The organism is Mycobacterium sp. DBP42 (genome assembly GCF_005924235.1).
Taxonomy (GTDB): domain Bacteria; phylum Actinomycetota; class Actinomycetes; order Mycobacteriales; family Mycobacteriaceae; genus Mycobacterium; species Mycobacterium syngnathidarum.
In genome coordinates this window covers 73,581-88,217 of sequence record NZ_VCMY01000018.1, presented here as the reverse complement: position 1 = coordinate 88,217, position 14,637 = coordinate 73,581, and the positions used below count along the sequence as shown (strand labels likewise).

Genomic DNA, 14,637 nt, shown 5'->3' with positions numbered 1-14,637 from the left:
ACACACCTGGGGAGGACACCGTGAAGCGGTTGAGTGGGTGGGACGCGTTCCTGCTGTATACAGAGACGCCCAACGTGCACATGCACACGTTGAAGATCGCGGTCATCGCACTTGATGACATGGGTGATCGGACGTTCGGGGTCGACGAGTTCCGTGAGGTGCTCCGCGGGCGGCTGCACAAGCTGGACCCATTCCGGTATCAGCTCGTCGACATCCCGTTCAAGTTCCATCACCCGATGTGGCGCGAGAACTGCGACGTCGACCTCGAATACCACGTGCGGCCGTGGCGGGTACGCGCCCCGGGCGGGCGGCGTGAGCTCGACGAGGCCATCGGCGAGATCGGTAGCGCCCCGTTGGATCGCAGCCGGCCGCTGTGGGAGATGTACTTGGTCGAAGGCCTGGCCAATGGGCGCATCGCGGTGGTCGGCAAGATCCACCACGCCCTCGCCGATGGGGTCGCCTCGGCAAATCTCTTGGCTCGCGGGATGGACCTGCAGGACGGACCGGAACGCGACGACGACTCGTATGCCACCGACCCCGCACCCACCAAGACTGAACTGGTGCGCTCGGCATTCGCCGACCACATGCGCCAGCTAGGCCGGTTGCCCGGCACGGTGCGGTACACGGCCAAGGGGTTCGGGCGGGTGCGGCGCAGCAGCCGCAAGCTGTCGCCCGAGCTGACCCGGCCCTTCACCCCGCCACCCAGTTTCATGAATCACATCCTCGACGAAAAGCGCCTGTTCGCCACGGCCACACTGGCATTGGCCGACGTCAAGGAGACGAGCAAGAAGCTCGGGGTGACGATCAACGATCTGGTGCTGGCCATGTCGTCGGGAGTGCTGCGCACGCTGTCACTCAAGTACGACGGAAAGGCCGACCACCCGCTGTTGGCCTCGGTGCCGATGAGTTTCGACTTCTCGCCGGATCGGATCTCCGGCAACCGGTTCAGCGGTGTGCTGGTGGCATTGCCAGTGGACGTTCCGGACACCGCGGAGCGGGTGCGGCGTGCGCACGACGCGGCCGCTCTGGCCAAGGAAAGCCATCAACTGATCGGCCCGGAACTGATCGCGCGCTGGGCCGCGTACATGCCGCCGGCTCCGGTCGAGGCGATGTTCAAATGGTTGTCGCATCAGGACGGCCAGAACAAGGTGCTCAACCTCAACATCTCGAACGTGCCGGGGCCACGGGAACGCGGCAAGGTCGGCGGCGCCACCGTCACCGAGATTTACTCGGTAGGGCCGATCACCACCGGCAGCGGGCTCAACATCACGGTGTGGAGCTATGTCGACCAGCTCAACATCTCGGTGCTGTCCGACGATGCCACGGTGGAGGATCCCCACGAGGTGACTGACGGCATGCTCGACGAGTTCCGCGAGATTCGCAGGGTGGCAGGTCTTTCGGACAAGCTCACCGTGGTCGAATCCGCGATGCCGCAGTAACTTCTGCACCGCGAGCGACTGTGTCTGCCGGCCGACACGCGGTGCAACAGTGACAGTTTCTGCACGCGCGCGTCGCCGCGGATCGGCCCGGGTTACGCTCCGTTGCGTGGCAGATAGAGACGTCGCCGACTATGTCGTCGTCGGTGCGGGTTCGGCCGGATCGATCGTGGCATCACGGCTGGCGTCGTCAGGTGCCGATGTGGTGCTGATCGAAGCCGGCGGCACCGAGCATCGGCCCGACGTCCGCGTGCCCACCGGGATAGCCTCGCTCTACCTGACCGCGAACTGGAAACACCAGTGCGCACCCGATCCCAGCAAAGGCGACGTCGCCGAGCAATTCCCCGGCGGCCGGATCATCGGCGGCAGCGGATCGATCAACGCCATGGTCTACGTGCGCGGACGCGCCGCAGATTACGACGGGTGGTCCGCGGCCGGATGCCCAGGATGGTCGTTCGACCAGGTTCTGCCGCATTTCAAGGCGATCGAGAACTGGGTCGGTGGTGGCGACGCGTATCGCGGTGACGCCGGTCCGATTCCGGTGTCGTGGTGTGGGCACCACCACGAGGTCGACGACGCGTTCATCACCGCGGCAACGGAGGCCGGACACGAACGCAACCCGGACCAGAACGGTCGGTCGCAACTAGGTGTTTCTCGAACCCAGGTCAGCCAGCGCCGAGGACTGCGGGTCTCGTCGGCGCACGGCTTCCTGCGATCGCTACCGCGAGGTCAACGGCCTCGGGTGCTGGCCAGGACGACAGCGTCGAGGGTCCTGATCGAGAACGGTCGGGCCGTCAGCGTTGAGTGCCGGGGACGCAAACTTCTTGCGCGCCAGGAAGTTATCTTGAGCGCCGGGGCCATCGGCTCACCGGCCTTGCTGTTGCGCTCGGGAATCGGACCGTCGGGCGCCACACTCGCCCTCCCTGGTGTCGGCGAGAACTTCCAAGATCATCTGGTCGGCACCCAATTCTGGGAATCGAGGGTGCCCACCGCGAACACGCTCGGCCCGGTCGGTGCGCTCAAGGGCATTCGTTCCTTGTTGACCCACGGCACCGGAATCCTCACGATGTCGCCGTTCGAAGCCCAGATCTTCACCGAGGAATTCCAAATCGCGGTCAGCCCCATACATTACGAGCTCAACGCCAGCACGGGCCGGACGGAGATCGAGCGGGTCAACGGGTTCACGGTGTTCACCGTGCTGATGCATCCGCAAACTCGGGGTCGGGTCGGGCTGCGCGACGGAAAGGCCCGGATCGCATTGAAGCGTCTGGGTGACAGCGACGATGTTGACCGGCTGCGCAAGGGGATGAGCCTCGCCCGGGACGTCATCGACGGCTCCGAGGCGATGCGTGGCATTGCCGGCGCATACCTGAACCGCGGCGAACAGGATCACGCCTGGCTGGCCCGTCGGGAGACCAGCATCGGCCATGCCGTCGGAACCTGCCGAATGGGTACCGATGACATGGCGGTCGTGGACCCGGAACTGCGCGTGCACGGCATCGACGGACTCCGCGTCATCGACGCATCAGTCATGCCGACCTTGACTTCGGGTAACACCAACGCACCCACCATGATGATCGCCCACCGCGCAGCCGACTTTGTTCTGGGCGGCACGTGACTAGCGACCACTTCCGGCGTGCGCCGGCGCGGAGGCGACGAGAAACTCTGCAAGTTTGGCGCTGGCGGGCCCGAGCCGTGCCTGTTCGGCCGAGGCGAGGTAGATATCCCACATGATCGCCGGTCGTATGTCGATCGCACGTAGGTCCGGATAATGGGCTGCTTCGCTGGCGGGCATGACGATGGTGCCGAGCCCGTGTCTGACCAGGCGACCGGCGATCGAGTACTCAAGGGCCACCTCGTGCGAGACTCGCGCCGTCACGCCGGCGGCCGCGAATGCGGCATCGACGAGACGTCTGAGCCCGAACTCGGGCGGGAAGCCGATCAGATCCTCATCGCAGAGTTCGGTGACCTCGACGGCGGTGCGGTGGGCAAGCGGATGATCGGGGCGGCAGACGAACACCATCGGCTCCGAGCACAACAACTGCATCTGAACGCGCGCGGGGAACCGGTCGGGGGCTGACACCAGGGCCAGGTCGAGGGATCCGTCGGTGATCGCCGAAAGGTAGGCGATCGAGCCGATTTGGCTCTGCCGCAGCCGGATGCGGACAAACGGGTAGTCGCGGTGGAAATCGCCGAGCACCATCGGTACGTCGAGGGTGCCGAAGGAGATGAGTGACCCGAGATCGACCGTTCCGGTCAGCTCCCCGTGATAGGCGCTGACCGCATCCTTGGCCAGTCGCGCGGTCTGGACCACCTGGCGGGCGTGCTCGCGGAACAACTCTCCCGCAGGCGTGATTCTGATCTGGTGTTTGGACCGGTCGAACAGTTCCACGCCGAGTTCCTTCTCCAGTTTCGACACTGCCGTGGACAAGGCTGACTGGACAACATGGGTCTGGTGTGCGGCCCGGGAGAAGCTCATCTCACTGGCGACCGCGATGAAGTACTCGAGCTGGCGGAGTTCCATGACCTCAGTATCGCGTTTCGCGATAGAAACGATCAACATTGTTCGTTGGACTTGATGAAGCGGCATTGGTCTGATGGAAGGGCAACGGTTCGAACGAAGGAAGTGCACGATGCTGGCTGCCGGCAATGTCACGGTCACCGATTTGCTGTGCGTCACCCCGCCACGGATTCCCGATGGCGCGCATGCGATGACACAGATCATCGAGATCCCGCCGGCCGACCCGGGAGTGCAGCCGCACCGCCACTCCGGGCCGGTCTTCGGGTATGTGCTGGAAGGATCGATCCTGTTCGAGCTGGAAGGCGAGGCGCCCAGGAAAATCATTGCGGGCGAAGCCTTCTGGGAGCCCGGTGGAGATGTGGTCCACTATCAGGTCGCAAATCTGGAGCAAGACCGGCGCAGCGTGTTCGTGGCGGTCTGCATCTGTGCGCCGGGTGTCGACATGATCACCATGCTGGATCCCGACGAGATCAAGGCCCGCGACCATCTGCGCCATCCGGAAGCGCGCCACATCAGGAACGGTTAACCGAGAAACGAGGAAACGACCGTGAAAGCAATCATCACCGGCGACCGCGCAGCGGGCGCCGCCGGACTGTCGCTGTCCGAGATGCCGTACCCGCACGCCGCCGAGAATGACGTCATCGTCGCGGTGCACGCGGCCGCGTTCACGCCCGGCGAGCTGGACTGGCCGGGAACCTGGGTCGATCGTGCCGGGCGGGACCGGGCACCGGCCGTCCCAGGTCACGAGGTCTCGGGCATCGTCGCCGAACTGGGCTACGGGACAACGGGCCTGACAATCGGCCAGCGTGTCTTCGGGCCCACCGACTGGGCCCGCAACGGTACCCTCGCCGAGTATGTCGCGGTCGAGGCGCGAAACCTTGTGCCGCTGTCGGCCGATGTCGACCACACTGTTGCGGCGGCACTTCCGATTTCGGGCCTGACAGCCTGGCAGGGTCTGTTCGACCATGCGCGTCTCGCGGCGGGGCAGTCGGTGTTGATCCACGGTGTGGCAGGCGCTGTCGGATCGGTCGCGGCGCAGCTGGCACACGAATGCGGAGCCCGGGTGATCGGTACCGGCCGAGCAGCGCAGCGGGAGGCCGCGCTCGATCTGGGTGCCGATGCGTTCGTGCAGCTGGAAGGCGCGTGGGCCGAGGCCGTCGGTCAGGTCGATGTGGTGTTCGACGTGATCGGCGGTGAGATTCTGGATCGCTCAGCGCAATTGGTGCGCGCAGGCGGAACCCTGGTCACCATCGCGGAGCCACCGCGAGTTCAGCCGGCCGATGCGCGTGCGGTGTTCTTCGTCGTCGAGCCTGACCGGGCACAACTCGCGACGTTGGAGCGCAAACTCCGCAGCGGCAGCCTGCGGACGACTGTCGGCGCGGTACTTCCGCTCGCGGATGCGGTGTCGGCATTCGACCCGGTGAACCGGGTCGCCGGTAAGACGATCATCAGAGTCGTCGACAGCGACTGACGTGTGTCTACTGGATCGGTTCGTCTCCCAGCACTGTGGTGCGCAGCATGTGCCGCGGAGAGTTGGGCTCGTAGGGCGCGGCTCGGTGCAGGACGCCCTGGTTGTCCCAGATGACGGTGTCACCGACGGACCACTTGTGGCTGTAGACCTTGTCCGGTGTGGTGGCGCGCGCGAGAAGTTCGGCGAGCAGCGCGCGACCCTCGTCACGATCCATTCCGACGATGTAGTCGGCGGAGGCACCCAGTACCAACGACTTTCGCCCGTTGCGGTGGGTCCACACCAGGGGGTTCTCATGGGTCGGCCGGGCCTTCCAGCGGGCCAGCTGATCGGACGTCGGGTCCGGGTAGACGCGGCGCTGCGACGCTTCGAGGGAGTGGACCACCCGTAGCGTGCCGTAGCGCTCCTTGTCGGCCTCGTCGAGCGAGTCGTAGGCGGCGTAGGTGTTGGCGAACTCGGTTTCGCCACCACAGGCGGCGACCTCGAGGGCGGACAGCACCGTAGCCTTCTGCGGGCATTCGTCGTGCATGGGCGTGCAACCGTCGATATGCCAGTCGAAGGTGGCCTTCAGGTACTCGGCGGCCTTGTTCTTCGTCTTGTCCAGGGTGATCGGGTAGATGCCCGAGACCGGGTGATGGCCGTCGGCCGATCGGTCGATCTCACCCAGCCGCTGTGAGAAAGCCACTTGGGCTTCAGGATTCAAGTGCAGGCCGTGGAATACCAATACGCCGTTGTCTTCGAGGGCATCGAGGACAGCGGCCGCCAGACTGTCGTCGGCGCCCAGGCGTTCCGGGTCGACGCCGACAACCTCGGCGCCCACCGACGTTGTCAACTTGTTGATGGTCAGCACACTCATCGGTGCGTCCTTTCGGTGGTCAGGTGCGGTTACGGCCGTGGTTCTCCGGTGCGGATCATCACGGCGTCCGCGGAGTCAGTCGGGGCCGGTTGATGCATGATCTCGACCGACATCGCGACCATGATCAATGAATAGATCAGGTGCAACAGATTGAGCGCATCATCGGGAATGTCGTCGAGCGGAAACTTGTCGCAGTACTCGATCGCATCCTCGACGCGGGGGAAGAAGGCTTCGTAGAACTCGTGCATCTCCGGCATGGTGCTGGCCAGGCGGCGCTCCCAGCGCTCGGTCTCGGTTGGCAGACACCATATTTCGGCGTAAGGCTCCAGCTCGGCGAAGGCGCTGGGCAGTCGGGACGAGGCCATCGTCACACCCCTGCCGGTGTGCGGTCGCGCTGATATTCCTCGACCCAGTCGACCGCCGTCTTGTGCAGGTGCCGCACCAGGATCTCCTGATCGTTGAGCGGATAGTCGTCGACGACGTCGTACTCGAGCGCGGCCTGGGTGCCGCCGAGCATGCCGGCGTCCTGCAGGGCGAATTCCTTGAGCACCACCGCGGCCACCTCGTGCTCGATGCGCTCGCGCACGGTGCGGGCCGGGTGGAAATAGGTGAATGCCTCGAATCGGTGCGTGTTGTGTGAAGTCGGCCAGTAGCGGTAGAGCAGGTACCAGCCGCCGTAGATCAGGATTTCAAGGTTGGGGAAGATCTGGAAGTTGCTGATGCCCCACGGATCGATGTTGCCCGGGTTGAGCCCGTGCATCGGGAGTTCACCGATATCCGGCGTCCGCCACGGACCCACCAAGCCGCTTTGGGTGGCCCGCTCGATCGGGTACATGTACTCCGGCGCCAGCAGCCAGCGCCGGGTGCCTGCGGTCGAGACCAGCCGGTGCGGTCCGTCGAGTTGAAAGTGTCCACATGTGAAGCCGGCGTTGGGGTCTCGTACCTCGGGCGGCACCTGCTGGGTGTGCAGCGAGGGCACGTGGTAGTACTCCTGGAAGGCGTCGGCGAAGATCTTCCAGTTGCTGTTGTTGTGCGCGACCCAGTCATACCGCTCGGTGAGCTTGCCGAAGGGGTAGTCGTCGAGTGCGGTGACCATGGGCCCGAGGAAGTCGCGCAGGCTCTGGCGCGGCTCGCGGTCGAAGTTGACGAAAACGAAGCCGGCCCATACATCGCAATGCACCTCGACCAGGCCGTAGTCGGCGGTGTCGAGTCCGGTGAAGCGGTCCGCGTCGGGCAGCGAGATCAGCCGGCCGTCGAGGGCGTACCGCCATCCGCAGTGCTGGCACTCGAACTCGCTTCCCGTGCTGCGTAGTTCGGTGGCACGGAAATCTGGCTGCACCAAGGTGTGCCCGCGCCGCCGGCACATGTTGTGGTAGGCACGGATGTCGCCGTCATGGTCTTTCACCAGCAGCAGCGAGGCGTCGGCCGCCTCGACCTGGCGAGTGATGTAGCTGCCGGTGTCGGGAGTTTCCTCGACCCGGCTGATGTTGAGCCACGCCCGTTTGAAGATCGCCTCCCGCTCCAGGGCATAGAAGTCTTCAGAGATGGAGTCGCGGAACGGGATCGGGGCGGTACCCAGATCGGGGTAGTGCTCGGTCCAGGATCCCTCAGCCGGTTTGGGCCACTTGGTTGCCATGAGAACCTCCGTGTGACTAGTGGGTGTGGGGACTGCTCGTCGAGCGGGACATCGCTACATCACCGCGCCGCCGTTGACCCCGAGGGTCTGCCCGGTGATGAAGCCGGCCTCGTCGGAGCACAGGAAGCCCACGGCGGCAGCGATATCCGCGCCGGTGCCCAACCGGCCGAGTGGGATGTTGGCGGCGATGGTCTCGTTGGACGGCAGGTGTCCGGCTGCTTGGGATTGGTGCTGCATCGGAGTCTCGATGCCCGACGGGGGAATGTTGTTGACCGTGATGCCGTGCGCGGCGTATTCGCGGGCCAGTGATTTCGTCAAGGTCAGCAACGCGCCCTTGGAGGCGGCATAGTGCGCCGCGAACGGAGTGCCGCGCTGGGCGCTCGACGACGAGATCATCACGATGCGGCCCCATCCGGCGTCGACCATGTCGGGGAGGGCGACCTGGCAGCAGCGGAACGTCCCGCTCAGGTTGACATCGATCATCTGCGCCCAGGACTGTTCGGTGATGTCGGCGAACGAGGCGTATCCGAACATGCCGGCACTGGTCACCAGGATGCCGACCGGCCCGAGTTCACCGCGGATCTTGCCGAAGGCCTCTTCCACCGCGGTGCGGTCGGTGATGTCGGCGCCGACCGCGAAGGCGGTGACGCCGGCTGACCGCAGGTCATCGGTCACTCGTTGTGCCGCATCGGCGTTCACGTCGAGCACGGCGATCTGGTGGCCGCGCCGGCCCAACTCGTGGCACGTCGCTTCTCCCATGCCCGATGCCCCGCCGGTCACCACGGCGACTCTGCTCATTCGTACACCACCTTTACTGTGCGGCTGGTTGGCAGTGCCTGGCACGTCACCACCCACCCCTCGGCGACTTCGTCGTCGTCGAGGGCATCGTTGTTCAGCATGCGAGCGCTGCCCTCGACCACCTGAGCCATACATGTTCCACACGAACCGGTTTCGCACGATGACGGCGCTTTCAAGCCGGCCAGCCGGGCGGTCTGCAGCAGCGTGTTGCCGGCGCGGTAGGGCGCGGTGACGGTACTGCGGCCGAGTTCGATGGTGACCTCTTCGGTGACGGCGGCTTCGTCTGGATCGGCCGCCGGGATCGCGGCCACGGTGAAACGTTCCAGGTGTATCTGCTGCTTGGGGATCCCGGCGTCGAGCAGGGCCTGTTCCACGGTGTCCATGAACGGGGCAGGGCCGCAGACATAGAAGTCGGCGGTGCTGCAGTCCTTGACGAAGTCCGCGATGGCCTGGGAGGAGACGACGCCGTCGAGTTCGTCGAGATGGTGGTGCACCTCGAGGCGGCCGCTGTGGCCTTCGGTGAGGTCCGCCAGCGCGTCCCGGAAGATCACCGATTCGAGATTGCGGTTGGCGTAGAACATCCGGGCCTTGCGGCTGGTGGTGGCCAGCGTCGAATGGACCAACGAGAGCACCGGTGTGATACCGCTGCCGCCGGCGAAGGTGACGATGTCCCGGTCGGCGTCGGTGAGGACGAAGCGACCTTCGGGTGCCGCGGTGTAGATGAGGTCGCCGGCGCGCACGGTGTCGTTGATCCAGTTGGAGACCAGGCCGTCGCGATCGCGTTTCACGGTGATCCGCAGATCGGTCCCGCTGTGCGGGGAGGAGGACATCGAATAGCACCGGCGATGTTCTGCACCGTCGATCGTCACCCGCAGGGTGACGAACTGGCCCGCCTGATAACCGAACCTGTCCATGCTCGCCTCGGGGATGTCGAGCACGAGCGACACCGCGTCGGCGGTCTCCCGGATGACGTGCTTGACCCGCAGCGGGGTGAAGCCGTCGGCATCGGGCGTAGCGGCGGCCGCCTTGGTGGGTGTCGTCATCGTCTCCATTGCGGGCAACATTATCAAGTACTTGTCATTAATCTCAAGTGGTAGATATCGACGGCGGTACGGGGGACAAGGCCAACTCCGGCAGAGGCGCGCAGACCGGACGTCGAAGCCGCCATATCGCCTGGTCGGCGAACTCGATTACCCATCGGTAACCCCTAGCCTCTAGGCTGCGCACTGGCCCTCGCGGTGGCCGGGATTGCACCGCTCCAACGTTGCACCCACCCGAGGACACCTTGATGGCGATCGCCGATGTTCCCGCCTACCTGCACCTGAGCAGTGAGGACGTCGAAGAGATCGCCTATGAACTCGACGTGATCCGCCGAGACGTCGAGGAGTCGCTCGGGGCGAAGGATGCGGCCTACATCCGGCGGGTGATCCATTTCCAGCGGGGGCTCGAGGTCGCGGCGCGACTGATGATCGCCGGCAGCCGGTCGACGACCGGTTGGTTGGTGGGAACGTGCGCGCTGGCGTACTCGAAGTCCGTCGAGAACATGGAGCTCGGCCACAACATCTCCCATGGCCAGTGGGATTGGATGAACGATCCCGAAATCCACTCCAACACGTGGGAGTGGGACATGGTCGGACATTCCGCGCAGTGGCGGTACTCGCACAACTATCGGCATCACGTCTACAGCAATGTCCTCGGCATGGACGAGGACATCGGCTACCGCCTGCATCGGGTCACCACCGACCAGCCGTGGCGCTGGGTCCACCTGGCGACTCCGGTACGAAACCTGGTGCTGGCAGCGATGTTCGAGTGGGGCATCGCCCTGCATGGCCTGCACTCCGAGCGGCTGCGGCACGAGACGCCAGAGGGCCTGGCCGTGGAGAAGCGGAACTTTCGCGACAAGATCGTTCGGCAGCTCGCCAAGGATTATGTGTTCCTGCCCGCCCTGAGCCTGCGCAGGTGGCGTCGGACCCTGGCGGCCAACGTCACCGCGAATGTGCTCCGGAACCTATGGGTGTACGTGAACATCATCTGTGGGCACATCCCCGACGGCGCCGAGACATTCGACCCGGCGGTGGTCGAAGACGAGACCAAAGGCGAGTGGTATCTCCGGCAAATGCTCGGGACGGCAAACTTCAACGCGGGCCCGCTGCTGGCGATCTCGGGCGGTCACCTGTGCTACCAGATCGAGCATCATCTGTTCCCCGACCTGCCGAGCAACCGCCTCCCCGAGGTCAGCGTTCGCGTACGGGAACTGTGCGAGAAGTACGACCTGCCTTACAACACGGCATCGCTTCCGCGCCAGTACTTCCGGACGCAACGGATCATCCACGGGTTGGCGTTCCCCGACTGGCTGCTGAGCATCGGCCGGCGACGCCGCAATTAGGCCCGGCCGCCCCCACCGGGAGACGTCATGGGTCGATGTGGTCGGAGTGCGGTGTGTGACCCGTTCCCTGCTCGATCACCCGGCGCAGCAGGGCGCGCAGCTGCTCCTGTTCCTGATCACTGAGGACACCGAACACCCGATCATGGGCGGCGACCGCATCGGCCACCACCGCCGATGCCACCGCGCGGCCTTCATCGGTCAGGAAGACCTGCAGGATCCGACCGTGCTGGGGATCCTGCTTGCGCTCGATCAACCCACGCTTCTCCAGCGCGGTGAGCGCCAGTTGCACACCTTGCGGGGTGATCAGCAGACGACGGGCCAGCTCCGCACCGGACAGACCGGGTTGGTTGCTCAACTGACGCAGCACACCGATCTGGGCAGTGGTGACACCGTGCTCTTTCACCGATTCGTTGACTTCGGTGAGCGAGAAGTAGAAGGCCTGCTTGAGCCACCACAGGGTGTTCTCGTTCAGATCCATCCTCGTCTCCTGCCACACGCGCCGACTCGACGCTAGCGCACCGCGGCCGGTTCGCGGCACTCACCTGGCCCGCAGGTCACGGGCCTTTGTAGACCACTCCGTCCTTCATCACGAACCGGACATCGAGCATCGTCGCGATGTCGGTGCTCGGATCACCCGCGACGGCGATGACGTCGGCCAGATATCCAGGGGTGAGCTGACCCAGCTCGTCAGCCGCGTCCACGAGATCCGCCGACACCGTCGTCGCGGCCTGCAAGGCCTGCATCGGGGTCATGCCGCGTTCGACGAGCGCGCACAACTCCTTGGCGTTGTCGCCGTGTGGAACCGCGGGCGCATCGGTGCCGCACGCGATGCGTACGCCGGCCGCAATGGCCTTGGGCAGCATGGCTTTCGCCCGGGGGAACACCTCGAGTGCCTTCTTGCGCAGCTCGGGCGCGATGCGGTCGATGGCCATCGCGTCGGTCAGATACGTGGTGGATACCAGGAAGGTGCCGTGGTCGGCCATCATCTGGATCGTCTCGTCGCTGGCCAGGAAGCCGTGTTCGATGCAGTCGATGCCGGCCCGGATGCATGCCTGGACGGCGGTGTCCCCGACCGCGTGCGCGGCCACCTTGACCCCGGCGCGGTGCGCCTCGTCGGCGATGGCAGCGAACTCGGCATCGGAGTATTGCTGGGCACCGGGCGCGGTGCTGTGCGACATCACACCACCGGAGGCCGACACCTTGATGAGCTTGGCGCCGTGGCGAATCTGATAGCGCACACACGCGATGACGTCCGGCACTCCGTTGGCGATGCCCTCGGCGATCGACAGCGGCATGATCCCGGGGGCCAGCCGTTGGAAGACCGTGGGGTCGAGATGTCCGCCGTACGGCGTGACTGCGTGTCCCGCCGGGTAGATGCGGGGGCCGATATGCCAGCCCTGGTCGATGGCCCGCTGCAGCGCGACGTCGAGCAGGTAGCCGCCGGTCTTGACCATCAGGCCAAGGTTGCGGACGGTGGTGAACCCAGCCTCCAGCGTGGTGCGCGCGTTCACCGCGCCGCGCAGCGTGCGGTAGGCGGGATCGTCCTGCACGCCGTGCATCGGCGTCGGTAGTCCACCCGGGTTTCCCGGCCCGCCGATCAGCAGGTTGAGCTCCATGTCCATCAACCCGGGCAGCAGGGTGGCGTCACCCAGGTCGATGACCGTGGCCGAATCCGGCAGTGGCCCTTCGGGATTGATGGCCGTGATCCGGTTTCCCTCGATGACGAGAACGGCCGGAGACCGGACCTCGCCGGCGGTCACGTCCACCCAACGGGCGGCACGCAGGACCGTAGTGGGGTTCGCTACCGGCGTCACGGCACCGGCTCGGCGACGCAGTCCAGCGACGTGGCACCGGAATCGGGTACCCGCGGCTGCTTCCAGCACTCGACCGGGAAGGACACCGTCACCATCGAATACAGCAGGTGCATCAGGTTGAGGACATCCTCGGGCATGTCATCGAGGCTGAATTTGTCGCAGAAGCTGATCGCTTCCTCGGCCCGCGGCGTGATCGCGTCGTAGAACGCCTGCATCTCGGTCATGGTGGAACCCAACCGCTTGGCGTAGCGCTGCGGCTCACTGGACAGGCACCAGTCCGAAAACCGTTCCAGATCGGCGAATTCGGCCGGGAGTTTGATGCTCATCAGTTCACACTCCTGCGGTGTTGCGCTGGTAGTCCTCGATCCAGGATGCGGTCTCCTTGTGCAGGTGCCGCAGCAGGATCTCCTGATCGCAGAGCAGGAACTCGTCGACCACTCGAGTCTCGATGGAGGTCTGCGTCGCTTCCAGCGTGTTGGCATCCTGCAGGCCGTACTCCTTGAAGGACACGGCGGCCAGTTCCTGGGCCAACCGCTCCCGTGGGGTGCGCGGCTGCGGAAAATACAGCGTGCACTCAAACGTGTGGGTGTTGAACGAGGTCGGCCAGTAGTGATACGTCAGATACCAGCCCTGGCCCCAGAACAACATGACGAAGTTGGGGAACAGTTGGAAGGAGTCCAACCCCCACGGATCGCACTTGGCGGGGTTGAGGCCGGCCGGCATCTCGCCGAGGTCCGGTTTGTCCCACGGGCCGAAAAGCCCGCTCTGACAGATGTCTTCCATGGGCTTGCGCATCTCGTCGGGCATTTCCCAGGCCCGCACCCCGGAAGTGCTCACCAATCGGTGCGGTCCTTCGATCCGGTAGTGCGGTGCCTCGAATCCCGACTCGGCGGCGGCCTTCGAATAGGCGGTCGGTGACTGGTTCGCGTGCAGGATGGGTGCGTGGTAGAACTCCTGGAAGGCATCCATGTAGAGCTTCCAATTCGCTTTCACCTCAGAGCGATAGGTGAATCGCGAGGTCATCTTGTCGAACGGGTAGCCCTCCAGGCCGGTGATCATCGGGCCGAGGAACTCGCGCAGTGACTGCTCGGGTGTTTTGGCGAAGTTGACGAAGATGAACCCTTCCCACACCTCGCAGTGCACCGGCACCAGGCCGTAGCGGCTCTTGTCGAGGTCGAAGAACTCGGCTTCCTGTTGAACGAAGGTCAGCTCGCCGTCCAGGTCGTAGCGCCAAGCGTGGTATTTGCAGGTGAACTGCCGGCATACCCCGCTGGTCTCCTCCAGCGGCATGTCGTCCCACACCAGCTTGTTGCCCCGGTGGCGACAGACGTTGTGGAAGGCCTTGACCTCGCCCGACTTGCCGCGGACCACGATGATGGAGGTGTTGGCGGCCTTCATCTCCCGGGTGAAGTAGCTGCCTTTACGCGGAAGCTGTTCCACCCGGCCCACATTCAGCCAGGCACGCTTGAAGATCGCCTTGCGTTCCAGTTCATAGATCTCGGGACTGATCGAGTCTTCATACGACACCGGGCCGGTGCCCAACTCGGGGTAGTGCTGAGTCCAGCTGCCTTCAGCCGGCTTGGGAAACCGAGCCATGCCCGCTCCTCTGCGATGTGATTCGGCCGGCGGTGCACACGATGGGCTGCGGCTGCCGGCCAGGGCTTCAAATCGACCGTAGACGCCGGTTCCGTCAATGACAAGTAGTTGATACTCTGGGCTGGA

The 14,637-nt window shown here is 65.0% G+C and carries 15 protein-coding genes; 5 read left to right on the top strand and 10 right to left on the bottom strand.

From position 1 onward, the window contains the following. Positions 1-20: 20 nt before the first annotated feature. Both E0T84_RS17640 and E0T84_RS17635 read left to right on the top strand, forming a co-directional pair. Positions 21-1,439 (top strand): wax ester/triacylglycerol synthase family O-acyltransferase, encoded by a 1,419-nt coding sequence (locus E0T84_RS17640; protein ID WP_070945447.1) that lies wholly within the window; start codon positions 21-23, stop codon positions 1,437-1,439. Positions 1,440-1,545: 106 nt separating this feature from the next. Next, entirely contained in the window at positions 1,546-3,054 is a 1,509-nt protein-coding gene (locus E0T84_RS17635; protein WP_070945446.1) for a GMC family oxidoreductase, read from the top strand. On the opposite strand, the gene E0T84_RS17630 is transcribed toward E0T84_RS17635, so the two are convergent. After that, entirely contained in the window at positions 3,055-3,960 is a 906-nt protein-coding gene (locus E0T84_RS17630; protein ID WP_138745083.1) for a LysR family transcriptional regulator, read from the bottom strand. A gap of 109 nt (positions 3,961-4,069) precedes the next feature. Here E0T84_RS17630 and E0T84_RS17625 point away from each other — a divergent pair, with 109 nt between their 5' ends. After that, positions 4,070-4,483 (top strand): cupin domain-containing protein, encoded by a 414-nt coding sequence (locus E0T84_RS17625; protein WP_070945444.1) that lies wholly within the window; start codon positions 4,070-4,072, stop codon positions 4,481-4,483. A gap of 21 nt (positions 4,484-4,504) precedes the next feature. Next, complete coding sequence (locus E0T84_RS17620; RefSeq protein WP_070945443.1) at positions 4,505-5,428, top strand: NADP-dependent oxidoreductase; 924 nt, start codon at positions 4,505-4,507, stop codon at positions 5,426-5,428. Positions 5,429-5,435: 7 nt separating this feature from the next. Here E0T84_RS17620 and E0T84_RS17615 read toward each other — a convergent pair whose 3' ends face one another. From E0T84_RS17615 to E0T84_RS17595, 5 genes are read right to left on the bottom strand one after another with little or no spacing between them, the layout of a single operon-like run. After that, the gene (locus E0T84_RS17615; RefSeq protein ID WP_138745082.1) at positions 5,436-6,281 is read right to left on the bottom strand and encodes a TauD/TfdA family dioxygenase; all 846 of its coding nucleotides are present in this window, start codon (positions 6,279-6,281) and stop codon (positions 5,436-5,438) included. A 29-nt stretch (positions 6,282-6,310) separates the two neighbouring features. Beyond that, positions 6,311-6,646, bottom strand: coding sequence for a hypothetical protein (locus E0T84_RS17610; protein ID WP_070185796.1), 336 nt, complete (start codon positions 6,644-6,646; stop codon positions 6,311-6,313). 2 nt (positions 6,647-6,648) lie between these two features. After that, complete coding sequence (locus E0T84_RS17605; protein ID WP_138745081.1) at positions 6,649-7,917, bottom strand: aromatic ring-hydroxylating dioxygenase subunit alpha; 1,269 nt, start codon at positions 7,915-7,917, stop codon at positions 6,649-6,651. A 54-nt stretch (positions 7,918-7,971) separates the two neighbouring features. Continuing rightward, positions 7,972-8,715, bottom strand: coding sequence for an SDR family NAD(P)-dependent oxidoreductase (locus tag E0T84_RS17600; protein ID WP_070185798.1), 744 nt, complete (start codon positions 8,713-8,715; stop codon positions 7,972-7,974). Further along, positions 8,712-9,767 carry a ferredoxin--NADP reductase gene (locus E0T84_RS17595; protein ID WP_070945440.1) on the bottom strand — a complete coding sequence of 352 codons (1,056 nt, stop codon included), beginning with the start codon at positions 9,765-9,767 and terminating at the stop codon, positions 8,712-8,714. The genes E0T84_RS17600 and E0T84_RS17595 overlap by 4 nt, the downstream gene beginning before the upstream one ends. Positions 9,768-10,003: 236 nt before the next feature. On the opposite strand from E0T84_RS17595, the gene E0T84_RS17590 reads away from it, so the two are divergent. Then, positions 10,004-11,101: an acyl-CoA desaturase gene (locus E0T84_RS17590; protein ID WP_070945439.1), complete on the top strand. Its 1,098-nt coding sequence runs from the start codon at positions 10,004-10,006 to the stop codon at positions 11,099-11,101. Between the two features lie 25 nt (positions 11,102-11,126). Here E0T84_RS17590 and E0T84_RS17585 read toward each other — a convergent pair whose 3' ends face one another. The 4 genes from E0T84_RS17585 to E0T84_RS17570 all read right to left on the bottom strand — a co-directional run bounded on the left by E0T84_RS17585 (position 11,127) and on the right by E0T84_RS17570 (position 14,511). Beyond that, complete coding sequence (locus tag E0T84_RS17585) at positions 11,127-11,579, bottom strand: MarR family winged helix-turn-helix transcriptional regulator (protein WP_070185801.1); 453 nt, start codon at positions 11,577-11,579, stop codon at positions 11,127-11,129. A 76-nt stretch (positions 11,580-11,655) separates the two neighbouring features. Beyond that, entirely contained in the window at positions 11,656-12,915 is a 1,260-nt protein-coding gene (locus E0T84_RS17580) for an amidohydrolase family protein (RefSeq protein ID WP_138745080.1), read from the bottom strand. Next, on the bottom strand, positions 12,912-13,241 hold the full coding sequence (locus E0T84_RS17575) for a hypothetical protein (protein WP_070185803.1): 330 nt from the start codon (positions 13,239-13,241) through the stop codon (positions 12,912-12,914). Before E0T84_RS17575 ends, E0T84_RS17580 begins: the two co-directional genes overlap by 4 nt. A gap of 4 nt (positions 13,242-13,245) precedes the next feature. Next, positions 13,246-14,511: an SRPBCC family protein gene (locus E0T84_RS17570; RefSeq protein ID WP_070185804.1), complete on the bottom strand. Its 1,266-nt coding sequence runs from the start codon at positions 14,509-14,511 to the stop codon at positions 13,246-13,248. Between the last annotated feature and the right edge of the window lie 126 nt (positions 14,512-14,637).

Bases quoted from the DNA above. Each gene is read 5' to 3' on its own strand.
- E0T84_RS17630 (WP_138745083.1), bottom strand. From the start codon at position 3,960: ATGGAACTCCGCCAGCTCGAGTACTTCATCGCGGTCGCCAGTGAGATG.
- E0T84_RS17625 (WP_070945444.1), top strand. From the start codon at position 4,070: ATGCTGGCTGCCGGCAATGTCACGGTCACCGATTTGCTGTGCGTCACC.
- E0T84_RS17615 (WP_138745082.1), bottom strand. From the start codon at position 6,281: ATGAGTGTGCTGACCATCAACAAGTTGACAACGTCGGTGGGCGCCGAG.
- E0T84_RS17610 (WP_070185796.1), bottom strand. From the start codon at position 6,646: ATGGCCTCGTCCCGACTGCCCAGCGCCTTCGCCGAGCTGGAGCCTTAC.
- E0T84_RS17605 (WP_138745081.1), bottom strand. From the start codon at position 7,917: ATGGCAACCAAGTGGCCCAAACCGGCTGAGGGATCCTGGACCGAGCAC.
- E0T84_RS17600 (WP_070185798.1), bottom strand. From the start codon at position 8,715: ATGAGCAGAGTCGCCGTGGTGACCGGCGGGGCATCGGGCATGGGAGAA.
- E0T84_RS17595 (WP_070945440.1), bottom strand. From the start codon at position 9,767: ATGGAGACGATGACGACACCCACCAAGGCGGCCGCCGCTACGCCCGAT.
- E0T84_RS17590 (WP_070945439.1), top strand. From the start codon at position 10,004: ATGGCGATCGCCGATGTTCCCGCCTACCTGCACCTGAGCAGTGAGGAC.
- E0T84_RS17585 (WP_070185801.1), bottom strand. From the start codon at position 11,579: ATGGATCTGAACGAGAACACCCTGTGGTGGCTCAAGCAGGCCTTCTAC.
- E0T84_RS17575 (WP_070185803.1), bottom strand. From the start codon at position 13,241: ATGAGCATCAAACTCCCGGCCGAATTCGCCGATCTGGAACGGTTTTCG.
- E0T84_RS17570 (WP_070185804.1), bottom strand. From the start codon at position 14,511: ATGGCTCGGTTTCCCAAGCCGGCTGAAGGCAGCTGGACTCAGCACTAC.